The organism is Halorientalis marina (genome assembly GCF_023028345.1).
In the GTDB taxonomy this organism is placed as follows: Archaea; Halobacteriota; Halobacteria; order Halobacteriales; family Haloarculaceae; genus Halorientalis; species Halorientalis marina.
Window position 1 is genome coordinate 412,152 of sequence record NZ_CP095487.1, and the last position, 15,447, is coordinate 427,598.

At 65.9% G+C, this 15,447-nt stretch carries 17 protein-coding genes; 9 read left to right on the top strand and 8 right to left on the bottom strand.

Annotated elements, in window-relative coordinates; all coding sequences use genetic code 11:
• Positions 1-6: 6 nt before the first annotated feature.
• Complete coding sequence (locus tag MUG96_RS02195; protein WP_505465473.1) at positions 7-333, bottom strand: WNWW family protein; 327 nt, start codon at positions 331-333, stop codon at positions 7-9.
• An 8-nt stretch (positions 334-341) separates the two neighbouring features.
• Entirely contained in the window at positions 342-2,132 is a 1,791-nt protein-coding gene (locus MUG96_RS02200; protein ID WP_246986092.1) for an alpha/beta fold hydrolase, read from the bottom strand.
• Between the two features lie 448 nt (positions 2,133-2,580).
• On the opposite strand from MUG96_RS02200, the gene MUG96_RS02205 reads away from it, so the two are divergent.
• From MUG96_RS02205 to MUG96_RS02215, 3 genes are all read left to right on the top strand, one after another.
• On the top strand, positions 2,581-2,973 hold the full coding sequence (locus MUG96_RS02205; RefSeq protein WP_246986094.1) for a 30S ribosomal protein S6e: 393 nt from the start codon (positions 2,581-2,583) through the stop codon (positions 2,971-2,973).
• On the top strand, positions 2,973-3,410 hold the full coding sequence (locus tag MUG96_RS02210; protein ID WP_246986096.1) for a DUF7112 family protein: 438 nt from the start codon (positions 2,973-2,975) through the stop codon (positions 3,408-3,410). Before MUG96_RS02205 ends, MUG96_RS02210 begins: the two co-directional genes overlap by 1 nt.
• Before the next feature lie 121 nt (positions 3,411-3,531).
• Positions 3,532-4,410 carry a CheF family chemotaxis protein gene (locus MUG96_RS02215; protein WP_246986098.1) on the top strand — a complete coding sequence of 293 codons (879 nt, stop codon included), beginning with the start codon at positions 3,532-3,534 and terminating at the stop codon, positions 4,408-4,410.
• Here the strand turns inward: MUG96_RS02215 and MUG96_RS02220 are convergent.
• From MUG96_RS02220 to MUG96_RS02245, 6 genes are all read right to left on the bottom strand, one after another.
• Positions 4,407-4,814 carry a hypothetical protein gene (locus MUG96_RS02220; RefSeq protein ID WP_246986100.1) on the bottom strand — a complete coding sequence of 136 codons (408 nt, stop codon included), beginning with the start codon at positions 4,812-4,814 and terminating at the stop codon, positions 4,407-4,409. The two genes, MUG96_RS02215 and MUG96_RS02220, sit on opposite strands and share 4 nt — an antisense overlap.
• A gap of 30 nt (positions 4,815-4,844) precedes the next feature.
• A complete protein-coding gene (locus MUG96_RS02225) occupies positions 4,845-5,711 on the bottom strand; it encodes a CheF family chemotaxis protein (protein WP_246986101.1) in 867 nt (288 codons plus the stop codon).
• A 77-nt stretch (positions 5,712-5,788) separates the two neighbouring features.
• Positions 5,789-7,036, bottom strand: coding sequence for a HEAT repeat domain-containing protein (locus tag MUG96_RS02230; RefSeq protein WP_246986103.1), 1,248 nt, complete (start codon positions 7,034-7,036; stop codon positions 5,789-5,791).
• Positions 7,036-7,854, bottom strand: a complete 819-nt coding sequence (locus MUG96_RS02235) for a CheR family methyltransferase (protein ID WP_246986105.1) — start codon at positions 7,852-7,854, stop codon at positions 7,036-7,038. The genes MUG96_RS02230 and MUG96_RS02235 overlap by 1 nt, the downstream gene beginning before the upstream one ends.
• A gap of 58 nt (positions 7,855-7,912) precedes the next feature.
• The gene (cheA, locus tag MUG96_RS02240; RefSeq protein ID WP_246986107.1) at positions 7,913-9,943 is read right to left on the bottom strand and encodes a chemotaxis protein CheA; all 2,031 of its coding nucleotides are present in this window, start codon (positions 9,941-9,943) and stop codon (positions 7,913-7,915) included.
• Positions 9,936-11,120 carry a protein-glutamate methylesterase/protein-glutamine glutaminase gene (locus tag MUG96_RS02245; protein ID WP_246986109.1) on the bottom strand — a complete coding sequence of 395 codons (1,185 nt, stop codon included), beginning with the start codon at positions 11,118-11,120 and terminating at the stop codon, positions 9,936-9,938. Before MUG96_RS02245 ends, cheA begins: the two co-directional genes overlap by 8 nt.
• A gap of 223 nt (positions 11,121-11,343) precedes the next feature.
• Here MUG96_RS02245 and MUG96_RS02250 point away from each other — a divergent pair, with 223 nt between their 5' ends.
• From MUG96_RS02250 to MUG96_RS02275, 6 genes are all read left to right on the top strand, one after another.
• Positions 11,344-11,805: a chemotaxis protein CheW gene (locus MUG96_RS02250; protein ID WP_246986111.1), complete on the top strand. Its 462-nt coding sequence runs from the start codon at positions 11,344-11,346 to the stop codon at positions 11,803-11,805.
• Between the two features lie 124 nt (positions 11,806-11,929).
• Positions 11,930-12,655, top strand: a complete 726-nt coding sequence (locus MUG96_RS02255; RefSeq protein WP_246986112.1) for an RAD55 family ATPase — start codon at positions 11,930-11,932, stop codon at positions 12,653-12,655.
• Positions 12,656-12,804: 149 nt separating this feature from the next.
• Positions 12,805-13,140, top strand: coding sequence for an ArsR/SmtB family transcription factor (locus MUG96_RS02260; RefSeq protein WP_246986113.1), 336 nt, complete (start codon positions 12,805-12,807; stop codon positions 13,138-13,140).
• A 191-nt stretch (positions 13,141-13,331) separates the two neighbouring features.
• Positions 13,332-13,616, top strand: coding sequence for a DUF7521 family protein (locus MUG96_RS02265; protein ID WP_246986114.1), 285 nt, complete (start codon positions 13,332-13,334; stop codon positions 13,614-13,616).
• 240 nt (positions 13,617-13,856) lie between these two features.
• Positions 13,857-14,600, top strand: a complete 744-nt coding sequence (locus MUG96_RS02270) for a flagellin (protein ID WP_246986115.1) — start codon at positions 13,857-13,859, stop codon at positions 14,598-14,600.
• 14 nt (positions 14,601-14,614) lie between these two features.
• Positions 14,615-15,427 (top strand): flagellin, encoded by an 813-nt coding sequence (locus tag MUG96_RS02275; RefSeq protein ID WP_246986116.1) that lies wholly within the window; start codon positions 14,615-14,617, stop codon positions 15,425-15,427.
• The last annotated feature ends 20 nt before the right edge of the window (positions 15,428-15,447 follow it).

The window sequence follows — 15,447 nt, forward strand, 5'->3', positions numbered from 1 at the left end:
GTGGTTCTACTCGGACTCCTCGACGGCGTCGGGGCGGACCCGGAAGCGGTTGTACCCGCCGTGGGAGAGTTCGAGGGAACTGAGCCACCAGTTCCACCGCTCGATGACGGTGTGGTCCTCGGGGGCGTCGGCCATGTTCTCGATCACGTCCTCGACGGTCAACTCGAAGTCCAGGTCGTCCGCGATGTGCCCGGCGTCCGCGAGGTCCCGCGCCTGTCGGGCGACGACGCGACGTTCCCGTTCGCTCCCGCCGAATGCGACTTCCAGCTCGCGTTCCAACGTCCGTTTGTCCACACGCCCGCTGTGTGTTCGACGTACTTGACCGTCCCGCATCGGAGCCGCTAGAGGACGGCGTGGGTCGCCGTCCCCGCCACCAGGAACCACGCGAGCAGGAGGGCGTTGACGAACGCCCCCGTCCAGACCCGCCCGGTCCGGTGGTAGAAGTACGTCGAGATGACGGCGACGGCCGCCAGCACCGGGACGAACGAGAGCGAGACGATGGCGTACAGCGCCAGCTGCGGGAGCAGGAGCGCGTTCCCGGTAAACAGCGGGACGTACTGGACCGCCACCAGCAGCACGAACCCGCCGGCGACGAGCAGCGTATTCGTCGCCATCGCCCGCCGCAGGGAGTCGGTGGTCGCCCCCGTTCGGAGCCGCCCGTGCAGGAGTACGCCCAGCACGACCGTGAAGGCGGTGAGGACGGGCAGGGCCGCGAGGAAGGGGAGGACGTGCCACGGCGCGAGCAGTTTCAGCGCGATAAACCAGATCCGGAAGTCGACGTTGAACGCCGCGTCGACGACGACCAGGAGGAGATAGAGGCTCCCGACGACCGCCAGCGCGACGGCGGCGGCACGCGTCACCGCGCCGTAGCCGTCGCCGGTGTCGAGGCCGTAGCGTGCGAGGGCGTCGCCGCCACTGTCACGGCGGTAGTGCCAGATGCCGACGAGCAGGGCCGCGACGACGGTGTTGACGAGCGCCCACAGCAGGACGCCGTTCGTAATCTGCTGGGTGAACGGCGGCGTCGCCGGGACCGCGTTGTCCCCGATCACCATCGCCGGGTAGTAAGTCAGGATCGGGACGAGCGCGGCCAGCAGGGCGTTGCCGTACCAGCCCATCCCTTTCTCGGTGACGGGCGCGCCCACGTCGGCCACGGCGCCGGCGAGCGCGTCACGGCCGAGCAGGAGTTTCCCCGCGGGGAAGACGAACAGCACGGCCCCGAGCAGTGCGAGGAAGGTGCCGATCTCCTTGAGGTACCACAGCTGGTTCGACGGCGCGAGCTGTGTGTCGGTCGGGACCGTCCGGCCGAGCCAGTCGACCGAATCGGCGACCGCGGCCGCCGAGATGTGGTCGCCGGGGTGGGTCGTCGCCGGCGTGTAGAGCTTGCGGGCCGAGCCCGCCGAAACGTCGCCGTAGACGCGGTCGGTGCTGACTGGCTCGTCGGTCCCGAACTGTCCCCGCATCTTCTCGGAGTTCGGCGCGGCCGCCGCGGTCTCGGCGCCCCACATCAGCCAGTGGAACTCGTCGTACTCGCTGAACACGACGCCCATGTTCCGCGGGTAGGTCGCACTGCCGTTGGGCGCGGTGGCGTCGGGAATCGCCGAGAACCCCGGAATCGGGCCGGGCGCCGACCCCTGGTAGAGCGACGCCGAGTACTTCCGTGGGTGGACGCCCGCGGCCGCGGTGATGGCCCAGCCCCCCATCGAGTGGCCGGTGATCGCGACGGAATCGTTGTCGACGACCGCCCGGGAGTGGAGGTATGCCAGCCCGTCGGGGCCGCCGAAGGCGTTACTGAACGCCGGCGGCTCGGAGTAGCCGTGGCCGGTCTGGTCCATCGCCAGCACCACGTACCCCCGCCGGGCGTACTCGGTGGCGAAGGGCGCCTGCACCTGCTTCGTGTTGATGTATCCGTGGACTGCCAGCACACCTGGCGCCGGGTCCTCGGCGGAGGCGCCCTGCGGGACGTAGAGGTGGCCCGCCATCGCCGTCCCGTTCGTCCCCTCGAACTGTACGTCCCTGACCTCGACCTGCCCGCCGGCGGTGTTGCCCCACCAGCCGAGCGCGCCACCGCCCAGGATCAACACCAGCGCGACGCCGAGCAAAACTGCCGATCTGTCAGCCCCTCCGTCGAGCATAGTTACCGTCACCCCCCGCAGTAGTGAAAAATCTTTTCCACTATTTCGGCATTCGGCCGCGAAAACTTCCGCTGTAAGGCATTTGGCCGGCGCGGAATCGCGATTTCGACCGTTCGTTCAGTCTGGGTGCCCGGCGGCGGTAAAGAAACGAGGCGTGATCGGAGCACTCCGTCGCGGTAGCTGGCACGTTGTCGTCGCACGCGCAGCGCGGCGCGAGGCCGACCGACGGGAGGCCGGTCGCGCGAACGGGGAGCGGACGCGACCCGTGAGCGGCGGAGCCGCGCGAGCGCACGCGACGAGCGACCACCGGGAGCGAGTCGCGATTTTATACTAAATTTTTGCCCGACCCTGTGAGCGGTCGCCGCATTGCGCCGACCGCGAACACGGGAGGTGCCAAAAATTTAGTTCGACAGTGTTTTTATGCGTGACCGACTGTTCTCGGCCACGAATGGCAGATTTCACCGTGGTCGTCGCGGACCCCGAAGACGGCGCGACGTACCAACTCGACGCGACGGAACAGGACGCAAACCGGTTCATCGGCCGTGAACTCGGCGAAGAGGTCGACGGGAGCGCCGTCGGCCTCGACGGGTACTCCCTGGAACTGACCGGCGGCTCGGACACGGCCGGGCGGCCGATGCGCGGTGACGTTCGCGGCGCCGACCTGACGGAGATCCTGACGGCCGGCGGGACGGGCTACAACCCGGACCGCGAGGGCGAGCGCCGCCGCGTGACGGTCCGTGGTCGCGAGGTCAGCGAGGAGACCCGCCAGATCAACGCCAAGATCGTCGAGCGCGGCTCGACCGACGTGGCGGACCTGGTCGGCGAGGACGACGACGAATAGTGCCGGCGCGCGTCCCGAGCGATCACGGTTCTATCGAGACGCTCCGTGCGACTGTCGAGTCCGTCGGCCGGACCGACCGGCCGAAGGTCGTCCTCCCCGAGGATGCGGGTGAGGCCCTCGACGCGGACGAGGTGGTCCGGCTGGTCGTCGACGGCCGGACCTACCACACGCGGGTCGACACGGCCCTCGGCGGCGGCCGGGAGTTCCGGGGTGCCTTCCGCTCCCCGACGCTCGCTCGCGACCCCGGCACCGGGGAGGACCACCTCGCGACCTGGCTCGCGGAGACGGGCATCGAGATCGGAAGTTCCGTCCTCGTCGACGTCGTGTCCGAGGAGTTCCAGTACGGGCTCCGGGAGCCGGGCGCGCGGGCGGTCTACGAGGTGGCCGAGAAACCCGACGACGGGCTCGCGTCTATCGCGCGGGACCTCGAGGAGTGACTTCCGCGTTCGATACCGGCGAACGGTTTTTGTGACTGACACACCGATATCAGCAGGAATACTGGGCACGAAACGCTCAAATCGCCCCCGTCCGTAATCGATATATCGCCTGCCGTCCACCATGTCGGAATCAGTCATCGCGGACTTCGTCGCGGGCTTCAACGCGAGCACCGTTGACCGTGGCGAACCCAAAAAAGGCCGGGTCGTTCTCAGTCAGAAGCGGCTGGTGCTGGCGACGAAGGCCAGCGACGGCGGCAAGGTGACGATTCCTCTCTCGAACATCTTCGACGTGGCCGTCGGGCACGTCCCCGAGGACCTGGGGAAGTTCTTCAAGTCGACGGTAACCATCGCGTACAAGCAGGGCAATCAGCGCCACGTCGCGGCCGTCGAGGCCGACGACGAGAAGATCACGAAGTTCTCGACGGTCCTGTTCAAGGCGCTGCTCAACGGGACGCCGATGACGGTCAAACACCCCGCGAGGGTCGGGGGGCGCGTGACCGGCGAGGAGTTCCGCCCGGCCCGGCTCTCGCTGAAGCCGAAGGCCGTCGCTCTCAAGACCGACGGTTCCTCGTTCGAGATCGACCTCTCGACGGTGACGGACGTCGAACAGACCCAGCGCGAGATCAGGGGGGCGACCCGGCAGACGCTCTCGATTCGGCACATGGGGAACGGACAGGCCACGACCACTCTCTTGGCGACCGACTCGAACCGGGAGATGAGCCTGCTGGGTCGGTACCTTCGCCTGGAGTACAGCGACATCGTCGAGGACCTCGACGACGTGGAACTCACCGAGGACAAGACCGAACTCCTCGTCGCGGTGTACTCCACCGGCGACGGCGTCTCGCTGGCGAACGTCCTCGACGCCGAACCGAGTCAGGTCACGATGTTGCTCAACGACCTCGAAGCCGACGGGCTGATCACGACCGGCGAGGGCGGGACGGACCTCACCCCGAAGGGCCGCATCGTCGTCAGCGACCGGCTGGAAGACGTCAACGCCTAGTCCCCCTCGGCCGCGACCGCCGACGACACCAGTTCCCGGTAGCCGCGCCCGGTCGCGTGGCCGGCACCTGCGACGAGGGCGGCGACGAGGACGCCGCTCGCGACCCCGGCCGCGACGCCGGTCACCGGGTCCAGTGCCCGTCCGAACGTGTAGAGGGTGTACGCCACCGACGGGCCGGCGACGAGGAGCCAGTTCGACCGGAACCGCGCCCCGTCGAAGGCCCTGACCATTGCCGTGGCGGTGAGCAGGATCGGCGCCGCTCTGAGGAGCGTCCCGTAGATAGACGGCGGAAGGGAGACCGCGCCGGTCTCGACGGCGTGGAGGGCGCCGAGCGTACACACGAAGGTACCGAGCGTGACGGCGCCGACGGCGCCCTCGCGTGGCCTGTCGCCGCGGCCGAGCATAGTGAAGTCCCGTCGTGGGCGTATAAATCGCTACCGCTCGTCGATTGCCTCGCTGGCGATGTTGCGCCCGCGGGCCTTGAGCGTGACCTCCTTGCGGGTCCGGACCTCCTCCAGGATTTCGAGTTCGATGAGGCGGTCGTAGACTTCCTCGACTTTCTCGACGTCCATCCCGACGAAACTGGGAATCTCGAAGGGCGAGACGCCGGAGTACAGCGCCATGAGCACCTCACGCTCACGCTCGGAGAGGTCGGCCTCGACCTCGGCGCGTTGCTCGCCTTCACGGAGGAGGCTCCCGAGGAACGCACAGGTCCGGGCGGTCCCCGAGAGGTACGTCTGGACGCTGGTCCCCTCGTCCTCGGTGTGTTCGACCTCCAGCACCGTCCGCTGTTCGTCCATGACGGTGCGTTCGTCCTGCTCGACGCCGCCGATGTCGTCGAGTTCGATCTCGACGAACTGGCCGTCCGAGATGGCGAGATCGACGGTCTCGTCGCCGATCTTCAGCCGCCCCTTCTGCCACCCGGTGTCCTGAACGACGCCGCCCTCGACGGCGGGGTGTTTCGCGAGGATGATCTGCTGGTCGAGCAGGGCGCTGTACAGCCGGGTTTTGAACTGCTCGGTCTCGTTTGGCGCGACCAGCATCACGTCCTTGCCGAGTTGTAAAGAGAGGTAGCCGGAGACGCGCGCGACGGCCTGGTTGACGTCCATTCTGCCTTTCAGGCCGTCGAGGTCCGAGAGGGGGATCGCCCGCTTGCCGTCGTTGCTGATGAGGATGAGCCGCTTGTTCGAGAGGATGATCCGCCCGCTTTGCCACTCGATGTCGTTGAGCTTGCGGCCGTCCTTGACGACCTGTGCGAACTTGCCCTGCGTGTCCGCCAGTTTCGTTTCGCCCTCGCCCATACGTGTGGTTAGTGTGCCGGAATACGCCTTTGAGGCGTATTAACTTTCGTTCGATTACGGTACGGAGAGCAACCCATTCACTCCACGCTCCGGCCGCCGAGTTTCGAGATGGCCGAGAAGGCCTTCTTCCGTAGCTGTTCGTTCTCGGTGTTGTCGATGAGGTCGTCCAGGCGCTTGCGACTGCGCTCGCTGCCGACTTTCCCGAGCGTGAACACGGCCTGTCCCCGCACGTCAGTCGGCCGACCTTCGTCGTCGAGGACGTTCAGCAGGCGCGTCTCGACCTGCGTGCCGCCGATCTCGGCGAGGCTCGTCGCGGCGAACTGCTGGGTCATCTGGTCCTCGTCTTCCAGGGTCTCGACCAGCGCCTTGACGATGCGGCCGTAGCCGTCGCTGTCCTGGCCGACGACCCGCCCCAGCAGCCACGCCGTGTTACGTCGCTGGCGGTTCTGGGTGCTCTCTTCCAGGATGTCGACCATCGGGACCACGACGCTCGCGTCGTCGGTCTCGGAGAGCTTGTCGACGACCGTCTCCCGGATCTCGTGGCTCTGGTCGGTGGGGACGTTCGAGAGGAGTTCGATGATCGAGTAGACGGCCGTCCGCCGGACAGAGGGGTCCTCGTCGGAGAGGGCCTCGATCAGGCCGTCGACGGGCCGGGCGTTCCCGAAGTTGCCCATCGCGCCGACGGCGATCCGTCTGACCACCGGCCGCTCGTCGTCGAACATCCCGAGCAGGGCGTTCAGCGCCTGCCGGTTCCCGATCTGTCCGAGCGCGTTCGCGGCCTCGCGGCGGACCTCGCCGCTGGGGTCTTCCAGCCGGTCGATCAGCGCGTCGCAGGCCCGCGCGTCGTCGAGTTTCCCGGCGGCGCGGGCGACTCGTGCCCGGACCCGCGGGTCCCCGTCCGTCGTGGCCTCCAGCAACTGGGGGAGCACGTCGGTATTCCCGAGCGAGCCCAGCGCGTTGGCCGCGGCCATCCGCAGTTCCGGCAGGTCGGCGTTCAGTGCCTTCGAGAAGGCCTTCGCCTTCGCCCAGTCTGCCTGCTGGTCTTCGCCGAGTTCGATGCCGGCCATCTCGGCGATCAGTTCCTCGATGGCCGCCTGCCCGATGCGGTCGAGGGCGTCGACGGCGGCCGCCGTCACCTCGGCCTCGTCGGTCTCGGACGCGAGGGTCACGAGCGGCGTCACCACGTCGTGGTCCGCGCGGGTCTCCTCGTCCAGTTCGCCGAGCATCTCGGCCGCCCGGGCCTTGATCTCGGGGTTGTCGCTGGTCCGGAGGGCGCTCACTAGCCCGTCGACGTCGCCCGCGCGTTCGAGTTCGTACAGTGACATCAGGCTTTGCGGTAGATACGGTGACGTTTGTCGACTGCGCTGAACGCCTCCCGGCACTCGTGGGGCAGTGTCTCGGTCATCCCGATAACGAGGTAGCCGTCCTCGCGCAGCGACCCCTCGATGGTCTCGAAGATGGGGACCTTGTACTCCGAATCGATGTAGATGAGGAGGTTCCGACAGAGCACGAGGTCGAAGTCCCGTTTTGGCTCCCCGCGGATGAGGTCGTGGTTCTCGAACTCGACGAGGGACTTCACCTCGTCGCGGACCCGGAAGTTGTCGCCGTCCTGCTCGACGTACCGCGCCGAGTCCGCGAGCGGTTCGAGTTCCTCGGCGATGTCCGTCGTCTGTGAGGTCTCGTAGACGCCCTCGCGGGCGACCGCCAGCGCGTCGTCGCTGATGTCGGTCCCGAGGACGGAGACGCGCCGGCTCTCGATCTCGTCGTCGTCGAGCGCCAGCATCCCGACGGAGTACGGTTCCCGACCGTCGGCACAGGGGGCGCTCCAGACCCGAACCGACCGGCGCTCGGCGGTCAGGGTCCGCAGCACGGATCGGATCCCCTCCCAGGCGTCGGGGTTGCGGAAGAAGCCGGTGACGTTGATCGACAGCGAGTCGAGCAGGTCCGCCTCCTCCGCGTCGCTCCCGCGCAACTGGTCGAGGTACTCGTCGTAGCTGTCGGCGTCGGTCCGGCGCATCCGGGCGGTGATCCGGCGGTCGAGGTAGGCGTCGTTGTAGAAGCCGGTCTCGAAGCCCACGTCGGACTGGATGTAGTCGAGGAGGCGGTCGAACGCGGCGCGGGAGTCCTGGCGGCTGTCGGTCATGATGTCGTATCTCCGGTCTGCAGTGCGGTCGGCGGGTCGATGCGGGCGGCCGTGCCGGTCACAGTGTCACCACGTCGAGGATGTGGACGATGTCGCCGTCGCCTAAGACGGCCGTCCCGCTGAGGCCGGGCGTGCCGCTGAGGATGCCCTCCAGGGGCTTGACGACGACCTCCTCCTGCTGGGTGACCGCGTCACACTGGAGGGCGACCTGCCGCTCGGACTCGCGGATGCGCACGAGCATTCCGTTGCCGTTCGTCTTCGCGTCGGGCACGTCGAAGGCGTCCGCGAGGTCGACGATGGGATAGATCTCGTCGTCGTGTTCGATGACTTCCTCGCCGTTGACGGTCTCGACGCCGTTGCGCTGGCTGATCTCGTCGATGTTCTTGATGGGGATGCCGTACTGCTCGTCGCCGACCTGGACGAACAGGACCTTGACGATAGCCATCGTCACCGGCAGGCGCAGGGAGACGGTCGTGCCCTCGCCGGGCGTGGAGTCGACGCTGACCGAGCCGTCGAGTTGCGTGACGGTATCGTGGACCACGTCCATCCCGACGCCGCGGCCGCTGGTGTCGGTCACTTCGTCCTTGGTGGAGAGACCGGGGTGGAAAGCGAGGTCGTAGATGTCGCTTTCCTCCATGGCCTCGAGTTCGTCCTCGGACCGGACCCCGTGCTCGATTGCCTGTGCGCGGAGGTCGTCGGCGTCGAGGCCCCGGCCGTCGTCTTTCACCTCGATGATGACGTGGTCGCGCTCCCGGGTCGCCCGGAGCAGGATCGTTCCCTCGGGGGGTTTGCCCGCGGCCTCGCGCTCTTCGGGGGATTCGATCCCGTGGTCGACGGAGTTCCGCAGGATGTGCATCAGGGGGTCCGAGATCTCGGTGAGGATGGTCCGGTCGAGTTCGATGTCCTCGCCCTCGATCTCGAAGCTCACCTCCTTGTCCAGGTCGCGTGCGAGGTCACGGACCAGCCGCGGGAACTTCCCGACGACCTTCTTCAGCGGGATGAGCCGCATGTCCATGACCGTGTTCTGGAGGCTCGCCGAGATCTTGTCGAGTTCGTTGAGGTTCTCGCTCGCGTCGTCGAGGTTCCCCTCTTCGACGGCCCGCCGGAGCTTGATCCGGCTCGTGACCAGCTGTTCGACCTGGCCGTGGAGGTCGTCGAGCTGGTCGACGTCGACCCGGACGGACTTGATTTCGTCCACGCCGGAGGTGTCGACCGACGCCTCGGCCGCGTCGTCGTCCTCGCTCTCGTCCTCGGTGTCGTCGCCGAACTCCGTCACCGTCGAGACGGTGACGGCGTCGATCTTCGTGACCGAGTCGAGCTCGTCAGCGACCGCGGCCTCGTCCTCGGCGTGGATCAGGAGGTCGAAGCCGTCCGCGTAGTCGCCGTCCTCGATGGCCTCCCGGCCGGGTTCGGCCGCGAGCAGCGCGAAGGACTCGGCGACGGCCTCGACGATCAACATCCCGTCGACGCCTTTCATGCTGCTGTCGCCGACCTCGATTCGGGCGTGGTACCCCTCGTCCACGTCCGCGTCGACCGTCGCGCCGGCGAAGACGTCCTCGTCGACGGCGGGGCCGGCCTCGGTGTCGCCGACTGCCTGGCCGTCGTCGGCCGCCGCGTCGTCACTGCCCGCGTCCGCGTCGCCGGCCGCGTCCTCGTCGCCGCTCGTCTCCGGATCGTCGGCCGCCGACTCCGCCCCGTCGTCGGGGGCACCGTCCTGGAGGACGCCCCGGATCTCCTCGACCATCTCGTCGGTCTCGATCGAAGAGTCGCCCTCTTCTTCGATTTCGGTGACGATCATCTCGATCCGGTCGACGCCGGCGAAGATCATGTCCATGATCTCCGGGGTGACCGCCAGGTTGCCCTCCCGCATCTCGTCGAGGAGGTCCTCGATGGCGTGGGCGAGGTTCGAGGCGTCCTCGAACCCCATCGCGCCGAAGTTCCCCTTCAGCGTGTGGGCCGTCCGGAAGATCGAGTCCATCGCGGCCTCGTTCTCGGGGTCGCCCTCCAGCTCCAGCAGGGAGTTGTTCAGTTCGGTGATCGCTTCCTCGCTCTCTCGGATGAACGCGTCGAGATATTGATCGTCAACCATCGTTGCCCTCCGTTATCGAACGCAAGACGCCGTCGGCGATCTCCTCCAGCGGGAGGACCTCGTCGACGACGCCGGTTTCGACGGCACGTTTCGGCATCCCGTAGACCGCCGAACTCGCTTCGTCCTGTGCGACGACGGTGCCGCCGGCGGCCGCGACGGCACGGACGCCGTCGGCGCCGTCCGTGCCCATCCCGGTGAGGACGACGGCCGTCAGCGGGTCGTCGACCGTCTCGGCCGCCGTCTGCATCGTCACGTCCACCGACGGCCGGACGCTGTTGACCGGGTCGCTCTCGGTCAGTTTCACGCGGAGCCGCCCGCCGCCGTAGTTCGAGACCTCCATGTGTTTGCCGCCGGGTGCGACCAGTGCCTCGCCGCCGCCGATGCGGTCGCCGTCGCTCGCCTCGCGAACGTCGTAGGCGCTTTTCCCGTCGAGGCGCGCCGCGAACCGCTCGGTGAACCCATCGGGCATGTGCTGGACGACGAGGACGCGGAAGTCCGCGTCCCGCGGGAGGTCCGCGAGGACCCGCTCGACGACGGTCGGACCGCCGGTCGAGGAGCCGATGAGGAGCGTCGGCCTGGCGGCGTACTCGGCCGTCGGTTCGGCGACGGCCGTTCCGCCCGCCGTGTCGGTATCGGCCGCCGTCGCGTCCGGGCTCGTCGTCCCGGCCGCTCCCCCGGTGCTCGCGGTACTCTCCGTCGCGGTCTCGGCGGCTTCGACGGCCTCGGCGTAGGCGTCGGCCGGCGAACTCTCGCCGCCCGGGCCGACGGAGACGTCGACGCTGGCGACCGAGTCGACCATGTCCACGAGCTGGTCCTCCAGCCGTGACATCTCCATGGACACCTCGCCGCCGGGCTTGGTGAAGAAGTCGACCGCGCCCTTCTCCAGGGCCTCGAAGGTCACGTCGGCGTTCTCGTCGGTGTGAGCCGAGAGCATGAGCACGGGTGTCGGCGTGTCGGCCATGATCCGCTCGACGGCCTCGATCCCGTTCATCTCCGGCATCTCCACGTCCATCGTCACGACGTCCGGTCGGTGTTCGGCGGCGGCCTCGACGGCCTCCCGACCGTTCCGTGCCTCGGCGACGACGTCGACGCCGCCGGTCTCCAGGATATCGGAGATGACACTGCGCATGAAATGGGAGTCGTCGGTCACGATGGCCCGCGTCCGTCCGTCCGACATGCTATCGAATCGTCACCCCCTGCCGGTCACGGCACCGGCTCGTTCGGCGTGTGGTCCGGCGACCGGAACTGGATGGGGCTCGCGGCATCTGTCCTGCCAGTCCGTACCCGAGTTCCGCAAATAAATACACCGCCCCCGTAATCAAATGTGATAGCACAGGGGTCAGGATTAAGTTCGCGTCTTGGTTCCGTCCGGGTACGAGCGGCTTTCGCGGGTGAAACATATGGCAAAGGCATCCACGCGGTCGGCGGCGGAGGCGACGGGACAGGTACTCGAGTTCAAACTCGGCACGGAGACCTACTGTGTCGACATCGACTACGTGACGGAGATCGTCGACGTCGGGGAGTTGACGGGCCTCCCGAACGCGCCGGAGTACATCGAGGGCGTGATGGACCTGCGCGGGCGGACGACGGCCATCGTCGACCCCAAGGAGGTATTCGACATTGAGGCCGTCGAGACGGACGACCGGCGGATCATCGTGTTCGACCCGGAGATCATCGCCGACCGGAAGGCCGCGGGATGGCTCGTCGACGAGGTGTACCAGGTGCTCCGTCTCGACGAGGAAACCGTCGAGGAGGCCCCCGAGGGCGGCCGAGAGGCCGTCCGCGGCGTTATCAAACACGACGACGACGACGCGGACGACGGGTTCGTCATCTGGGTCGACCCACAGGCCGTCCACCGCTGATCGGCCGTCGCGGGTTCCGCGGTCGGTGCCGTCGGCGGCTACCGCGAGCCGGGGGACAACACTTTTTTGCCAAGGTGTCGGATACTTTTTCAATTCGTGGCGCGTACGCGTCACTATCAGACCGATGATCGAGCTCACCAAAACCGGAATCGACGGGCTGGACGACATTCTCAACGGCGGCATCGTCAAGAACTCCACGACGCTGGTCAGCGGGAATCCGGGGGCCGGAAAGAGCATTCTGGGGCTGCAGTACATCTACAACGGCGTCCGGATGTTCGACGAGAAGGGCATCTACCTCTCCTTCGAGGAGAACGAGGAGGACATTCAGGAGGCGGCCGAGTCCATCGGGTTCGACGACTGGGGCGAGTACGTCGAGTCCGGCGATATCAAGGTGTTCGACAAGCAGGTCCTGCTTCGAGAGAACGATTTCACCTCCTCGCTCGACCTCCTGCTCGAGGACCTCCAGGACGAGGAGTACGAACGGCTCGTGCTCGACTCGCTGACGATGTTCCAGCTCTTTTTCGAGAACGAACAGGAGAAACGGACCTACCTCCTGAAGTTCACCGACATCCTTCGGAAGAACGGACTGACGACGCTGATGACGAACGAGCAGGGCGCCGTCTTCCCGGAGACCGACATCGGGCTGGAGAACTACCTCACTGACGGGAACATCTACCTCATCCAGACGCCGACCGAGTCCGGCGTGAACCGCTACGTCTGGGTCGCGAAGATGCGCAAACAGAACATCGAGACCGACATCTTCCCGATGGAGATCGAACACGGTGGCATCCGCGTCCACCAGAACGCCTCCGCGTTCTCGATGATGAGCGAAGAGGAATCCCCGATGTAACGGTTATTGGGCTCAATAACGATTGTAACCACTCCATACGGCGTTCACACGTTCGATAACTGCCGTCGAGACCGCCCGCTCTCGTCCGTTCTCCGCTCCCGGTACTCCCGCCAGTTTTATACTGACGAAAATTCATTATCTGATAATAGATGGCACCGACCGACATCCTGCGGACGCTGGGGAACAAGTACAGCGCGGAGATACTGGAGGCAACCGACGAGCCACAGTCCGCACAGGGGCTCAGCGAGGAACTCGACATCCCGATCGCGACCTGTTACCGCCGGATCGACGAACTGACCGAGCACGACCTGCTGGAGCTCCACGACAACATCCTCTCGGACGACCGCCGGCGCATCAAGGTCTACCGTCGCAACGTCGACGAGGTGACCGTCGACTTCTCGGGGGAGATGTCGGTGGTCGTCGAGGAGCGGTCCGAGGTCACCAACAAACTGGACGAGGCCTGGCGGACCCTCTCGGAGAGTTAGTAGTCTGCGCGCGTGCGCGCGCTGTCACGCCGGTCGCTGCCTCCGACCGCGACACGTGCCCGTCGGTCCCCATCTGCGTACCCGATTGCCGTCCTCCGCTTCCGTTCCCGCGCTGTAACGAGGCGTTATCAGCCGAGATATTTTCAAGCATGGATTTAAGAGGGGAAACTCCGTAGCGATCGGCAGGGAAGATGGCAATGGCCGTAGAAATCCTCTATGCGATCTCGACCCTGGTCTTCGTCGTGGCCGGGCTCACCATGGTTGGGATGGCGATACGCGCGTACGTACAAACGTCACGACAGGCGATGTTGCACCTCTCGCTGGGGTTCTCGTTGGCGGTCGCCGGCGCGGCGGCGACGATGATCAGTGCCTTCCTCAACGACTTCGAGGGCGCCCGGTCGCTGTTGCTGGTCAACAGCGGTCTCACGACTTTCGGCTACCTGTTCGTGATGTACAGCCTGGTGACTTACGAGTAATACGGCCGGTCCCGAAAGAACCGCCGGACGGCATCGGTTCGTTATTGCCCGTTACGCCGGTTTTCGGAGCTGAATATCGGCTACCGGCCGTCTGGTTCTCGATACCAGTAGCGATAATAACAGCGTAACCGTCTGTTTTCACTGCTGATAACCAGCGAGTCAGGTTTATATCCCGTGAGTCGGACGTTTCGGGTAGAGTCCGGGGCGACCCTCACGGTCACTCGGGCACATGTGATAGCCATGTTCGATAACGAAAACAACGATTCCGAACGAGGGCAGGTCGGGATCGGGACGCTCATCGTGTTCATCGCGATGGTGCTGGTCGCGGCGATCGCGGCCGGGGTCCTGATCAACACGGCCGGGTTCCTCCAGAGTCAGAGCGAAGAGACGGGACAACAGAGCAGTCAGCAGGTGACCAACCGACTGCAGGTCCAGACAGCGACGGGCCTGGTGACGAGCGCTGACGCCGACAACACGATCGGTGCAGTCGAACTGATCGCGACGAAGGCCCCCGGCGCTGAAGACATCGACCTCACTGGTGTCACGATCCAGTGGGTCGACGACACCGGGACGTACGATATCGCCCACGACAAGGCATTCGACAACCAGGACGGTGCGTTCGATCACATTCCGGTGAAGGACGAAGATGGCTCGCTGGACGATCAGGACTCCGCACCGGTGATCAACAGCCCCGACGACCGGGCTCGCCTGATCTTCGACATCAACAGCGACGATACCTCATCATCTGGTGGCGCGTTCTACGACGACGGTAGCCCAGTTGAACGGGTCGAAGATGATGGTAATGTGAGGCTCTTTGACACCTCTAGAACTGACCATACCTTCCGTACCGGCACTGACGGAAACAAGGGTATCGAAGAAGGCGGTACCGCGCGACTTCGGATCACCACCCAGTCCGGCGCCACGTCGACGGTCCGGCTGACGGTGCCCACGTCGCTCAGTGGCAGTTCCGCGGCACAGCTCTAAACTGGTGAGAATACATGTTCGATAACGAAAACAACGATTCCGAACGAGGGCAGGTCGGGATCGGGACGCTCATCGTGTTCATCGCGATGGTGCTGGTCGCGGCGATCGCGGCTGGGGTCCTGATCAACACGGCCGGGTTCCTCCAAAGTCAGAGCGAAGAGACGGGACAGCAGAGCAGTCAGCAGGTAACCAATCGGCTGCAGGTCCAGACCGCAACCGGGCTGGTGACGGGTGCTGACGCCGACAACACGGTCGGTGCAGTCGAACTGATCGCGACGAAGGCCCCCGGCGCTGAAGACATCGACCTCACTGGCGTCTCGATTCAGTGGGTCGACGACACCGGGACGTACGATATCGTCCACGACAAGGCATTCGACAACCAGGACGGTGCGTTCGATCACATTCCGGTAAAGGACGAAGATGACTCACTGGACGATCAGGACTCCGCACCGGTGATCAACAGCCCCGACGACCGGGCTCGCCTGATCTTCGACATTGGGGAGAGCGATGTCGCCGACAGTAACAATGGCGATTTCGTTGATACCGATGGTAGCATCATTGTTAGGGCTGAACAGGGTACCGACCAAGCTCTCTGGAACGACGCTAACCCCGGGTATTCGGGCAGCGGTGACAGTCCATCCAGCACACTCAGTGACCTCAACGAGCATACCTTCCGCCCCGATGAGAACGGCGAGGCCCCCCCCAACGAGGGTATGCAAGAAGGTGCCACCGCGAGGCTCCGCATCACCACGCAGTCCGGTGCCACGTCGACGGTCCGGCTGACGGTGCCCACGTCGCTCAGTGGCAGTTCCGCGGCACAGCTCTAAGCTAGCGCGATTTTCGTTTT

Bases quoted from the DNA above. Each gene is read 5' to 3' on its own strand.
- MUG96_RS02195 (WP_505465473.1), bottom strand. From the start codon at position 333: ATGCGGGACGGTCAAGTACGTCGAACACACAGCGGGCGTGTGGACAAA.
- MUG96_RS02200 (WP_246986092.1), bottom strand. From the start codon at position 2,132: ATGCTCGACGGAGGGGCTGACAGATCGGCAGTTTTGCTCGGCGTCGCG.
- MUG96_RS02205 (WP_246986094.1), top strand. From the start codon at position 2,581: ATGGCAGATTTCACCGTGGTCGTCGCGGACCCCGAAGACGGCGCGACG.
- MUG96_RS02215 (WP_246986098.1), top strand. From the start codon at position 3,532: ATGTCGGAATCAGTCATCGCGGACTTCGTCGCGGGCTTCAACGCGAGC.
- MUG96_RS02220 (WP_246986100.1), bottom strand. From the start codon at position 4,814: ATGCTCGGCCGCGGCGACAGGCCACGCGAGGGCGCCGTCGGCGCCGTC.
- MUG96_RS02225 (WP_246986101.1), bottom strand. From the start codon at position 5,711: ATGGGCGAGGGCGAAACGAAACTGGCGGACACGCAGGGCAAGTTCGCA.
- MUG96_RS02230 (WP_246986103.1), bottom strand. From the start codon at position 7,036: ATGTCACTGTACGAACTCGAACGCGCGGGCGACGTCGACGGGCTAGTG.
- MUG96_RS02235 (WP_246986105.1), bottom strand. From the start codon at position 7,854: ATGACCGACAGCCGCCAGGACTCCCGCGCCGCGTTCGACCGCCTCCTC.
- cheA (WP_246986107.1), bottom strand. From the start codon at position 9,943: ATGGTTGACGATCAATATCTCGACGCGTTCATCCGAGAGAGCGAGGAA.
- MUG96_RS02245 (WP_246986109.1), bottom strand. From the start codon at position 11,120: ATGTCGGACGGACGGACGCGGGCCATCGTGACCGACGACTCCCATTTC.
- MUG96_RS02250 (WP_246986111.1), top strand. From the start codon at position 11,344: ATGGCAAAGGCATCCACGCGGTCGGCGGCGGAGGCGACGGGACAGGTA.
- MUG96_RS02255 (WP_246986112.1), top strand. From the start codon at position 11,930: ATGATCGAGCTCACCAAAACCGGAATCGACGGGCTGGACGACATTCTC.
- MUG96_RS02260 (WP_246986113.1), top strand. From the start codon at position 12,805: ATGGCACCGACCGACATCCTGCGGACGCTGGGGAACAAGTACAGCGCG.
- MUG96_RS02265 (WP_246986114.1), top strand. From the start codon at position 13,332: ATGGCAATGGCCGTAGAAATCCTCTATGCGATCTCGACCCTGGTCTTC.
- MUG96_RS02270 (WP_246986115.1), top strand. From the start codon at position 13,857: ATGTTCGATAACGAAAACAACGATTCCGAACGAGGGCAGGTCGGGATC.
- MUG96_RS02275 (WP_246986116.1), top strand. From the start codon at position 14,615: ATGTTCGATAACGAAAACAACGATTCCGAACGAGGGCAGGTCGGGATC.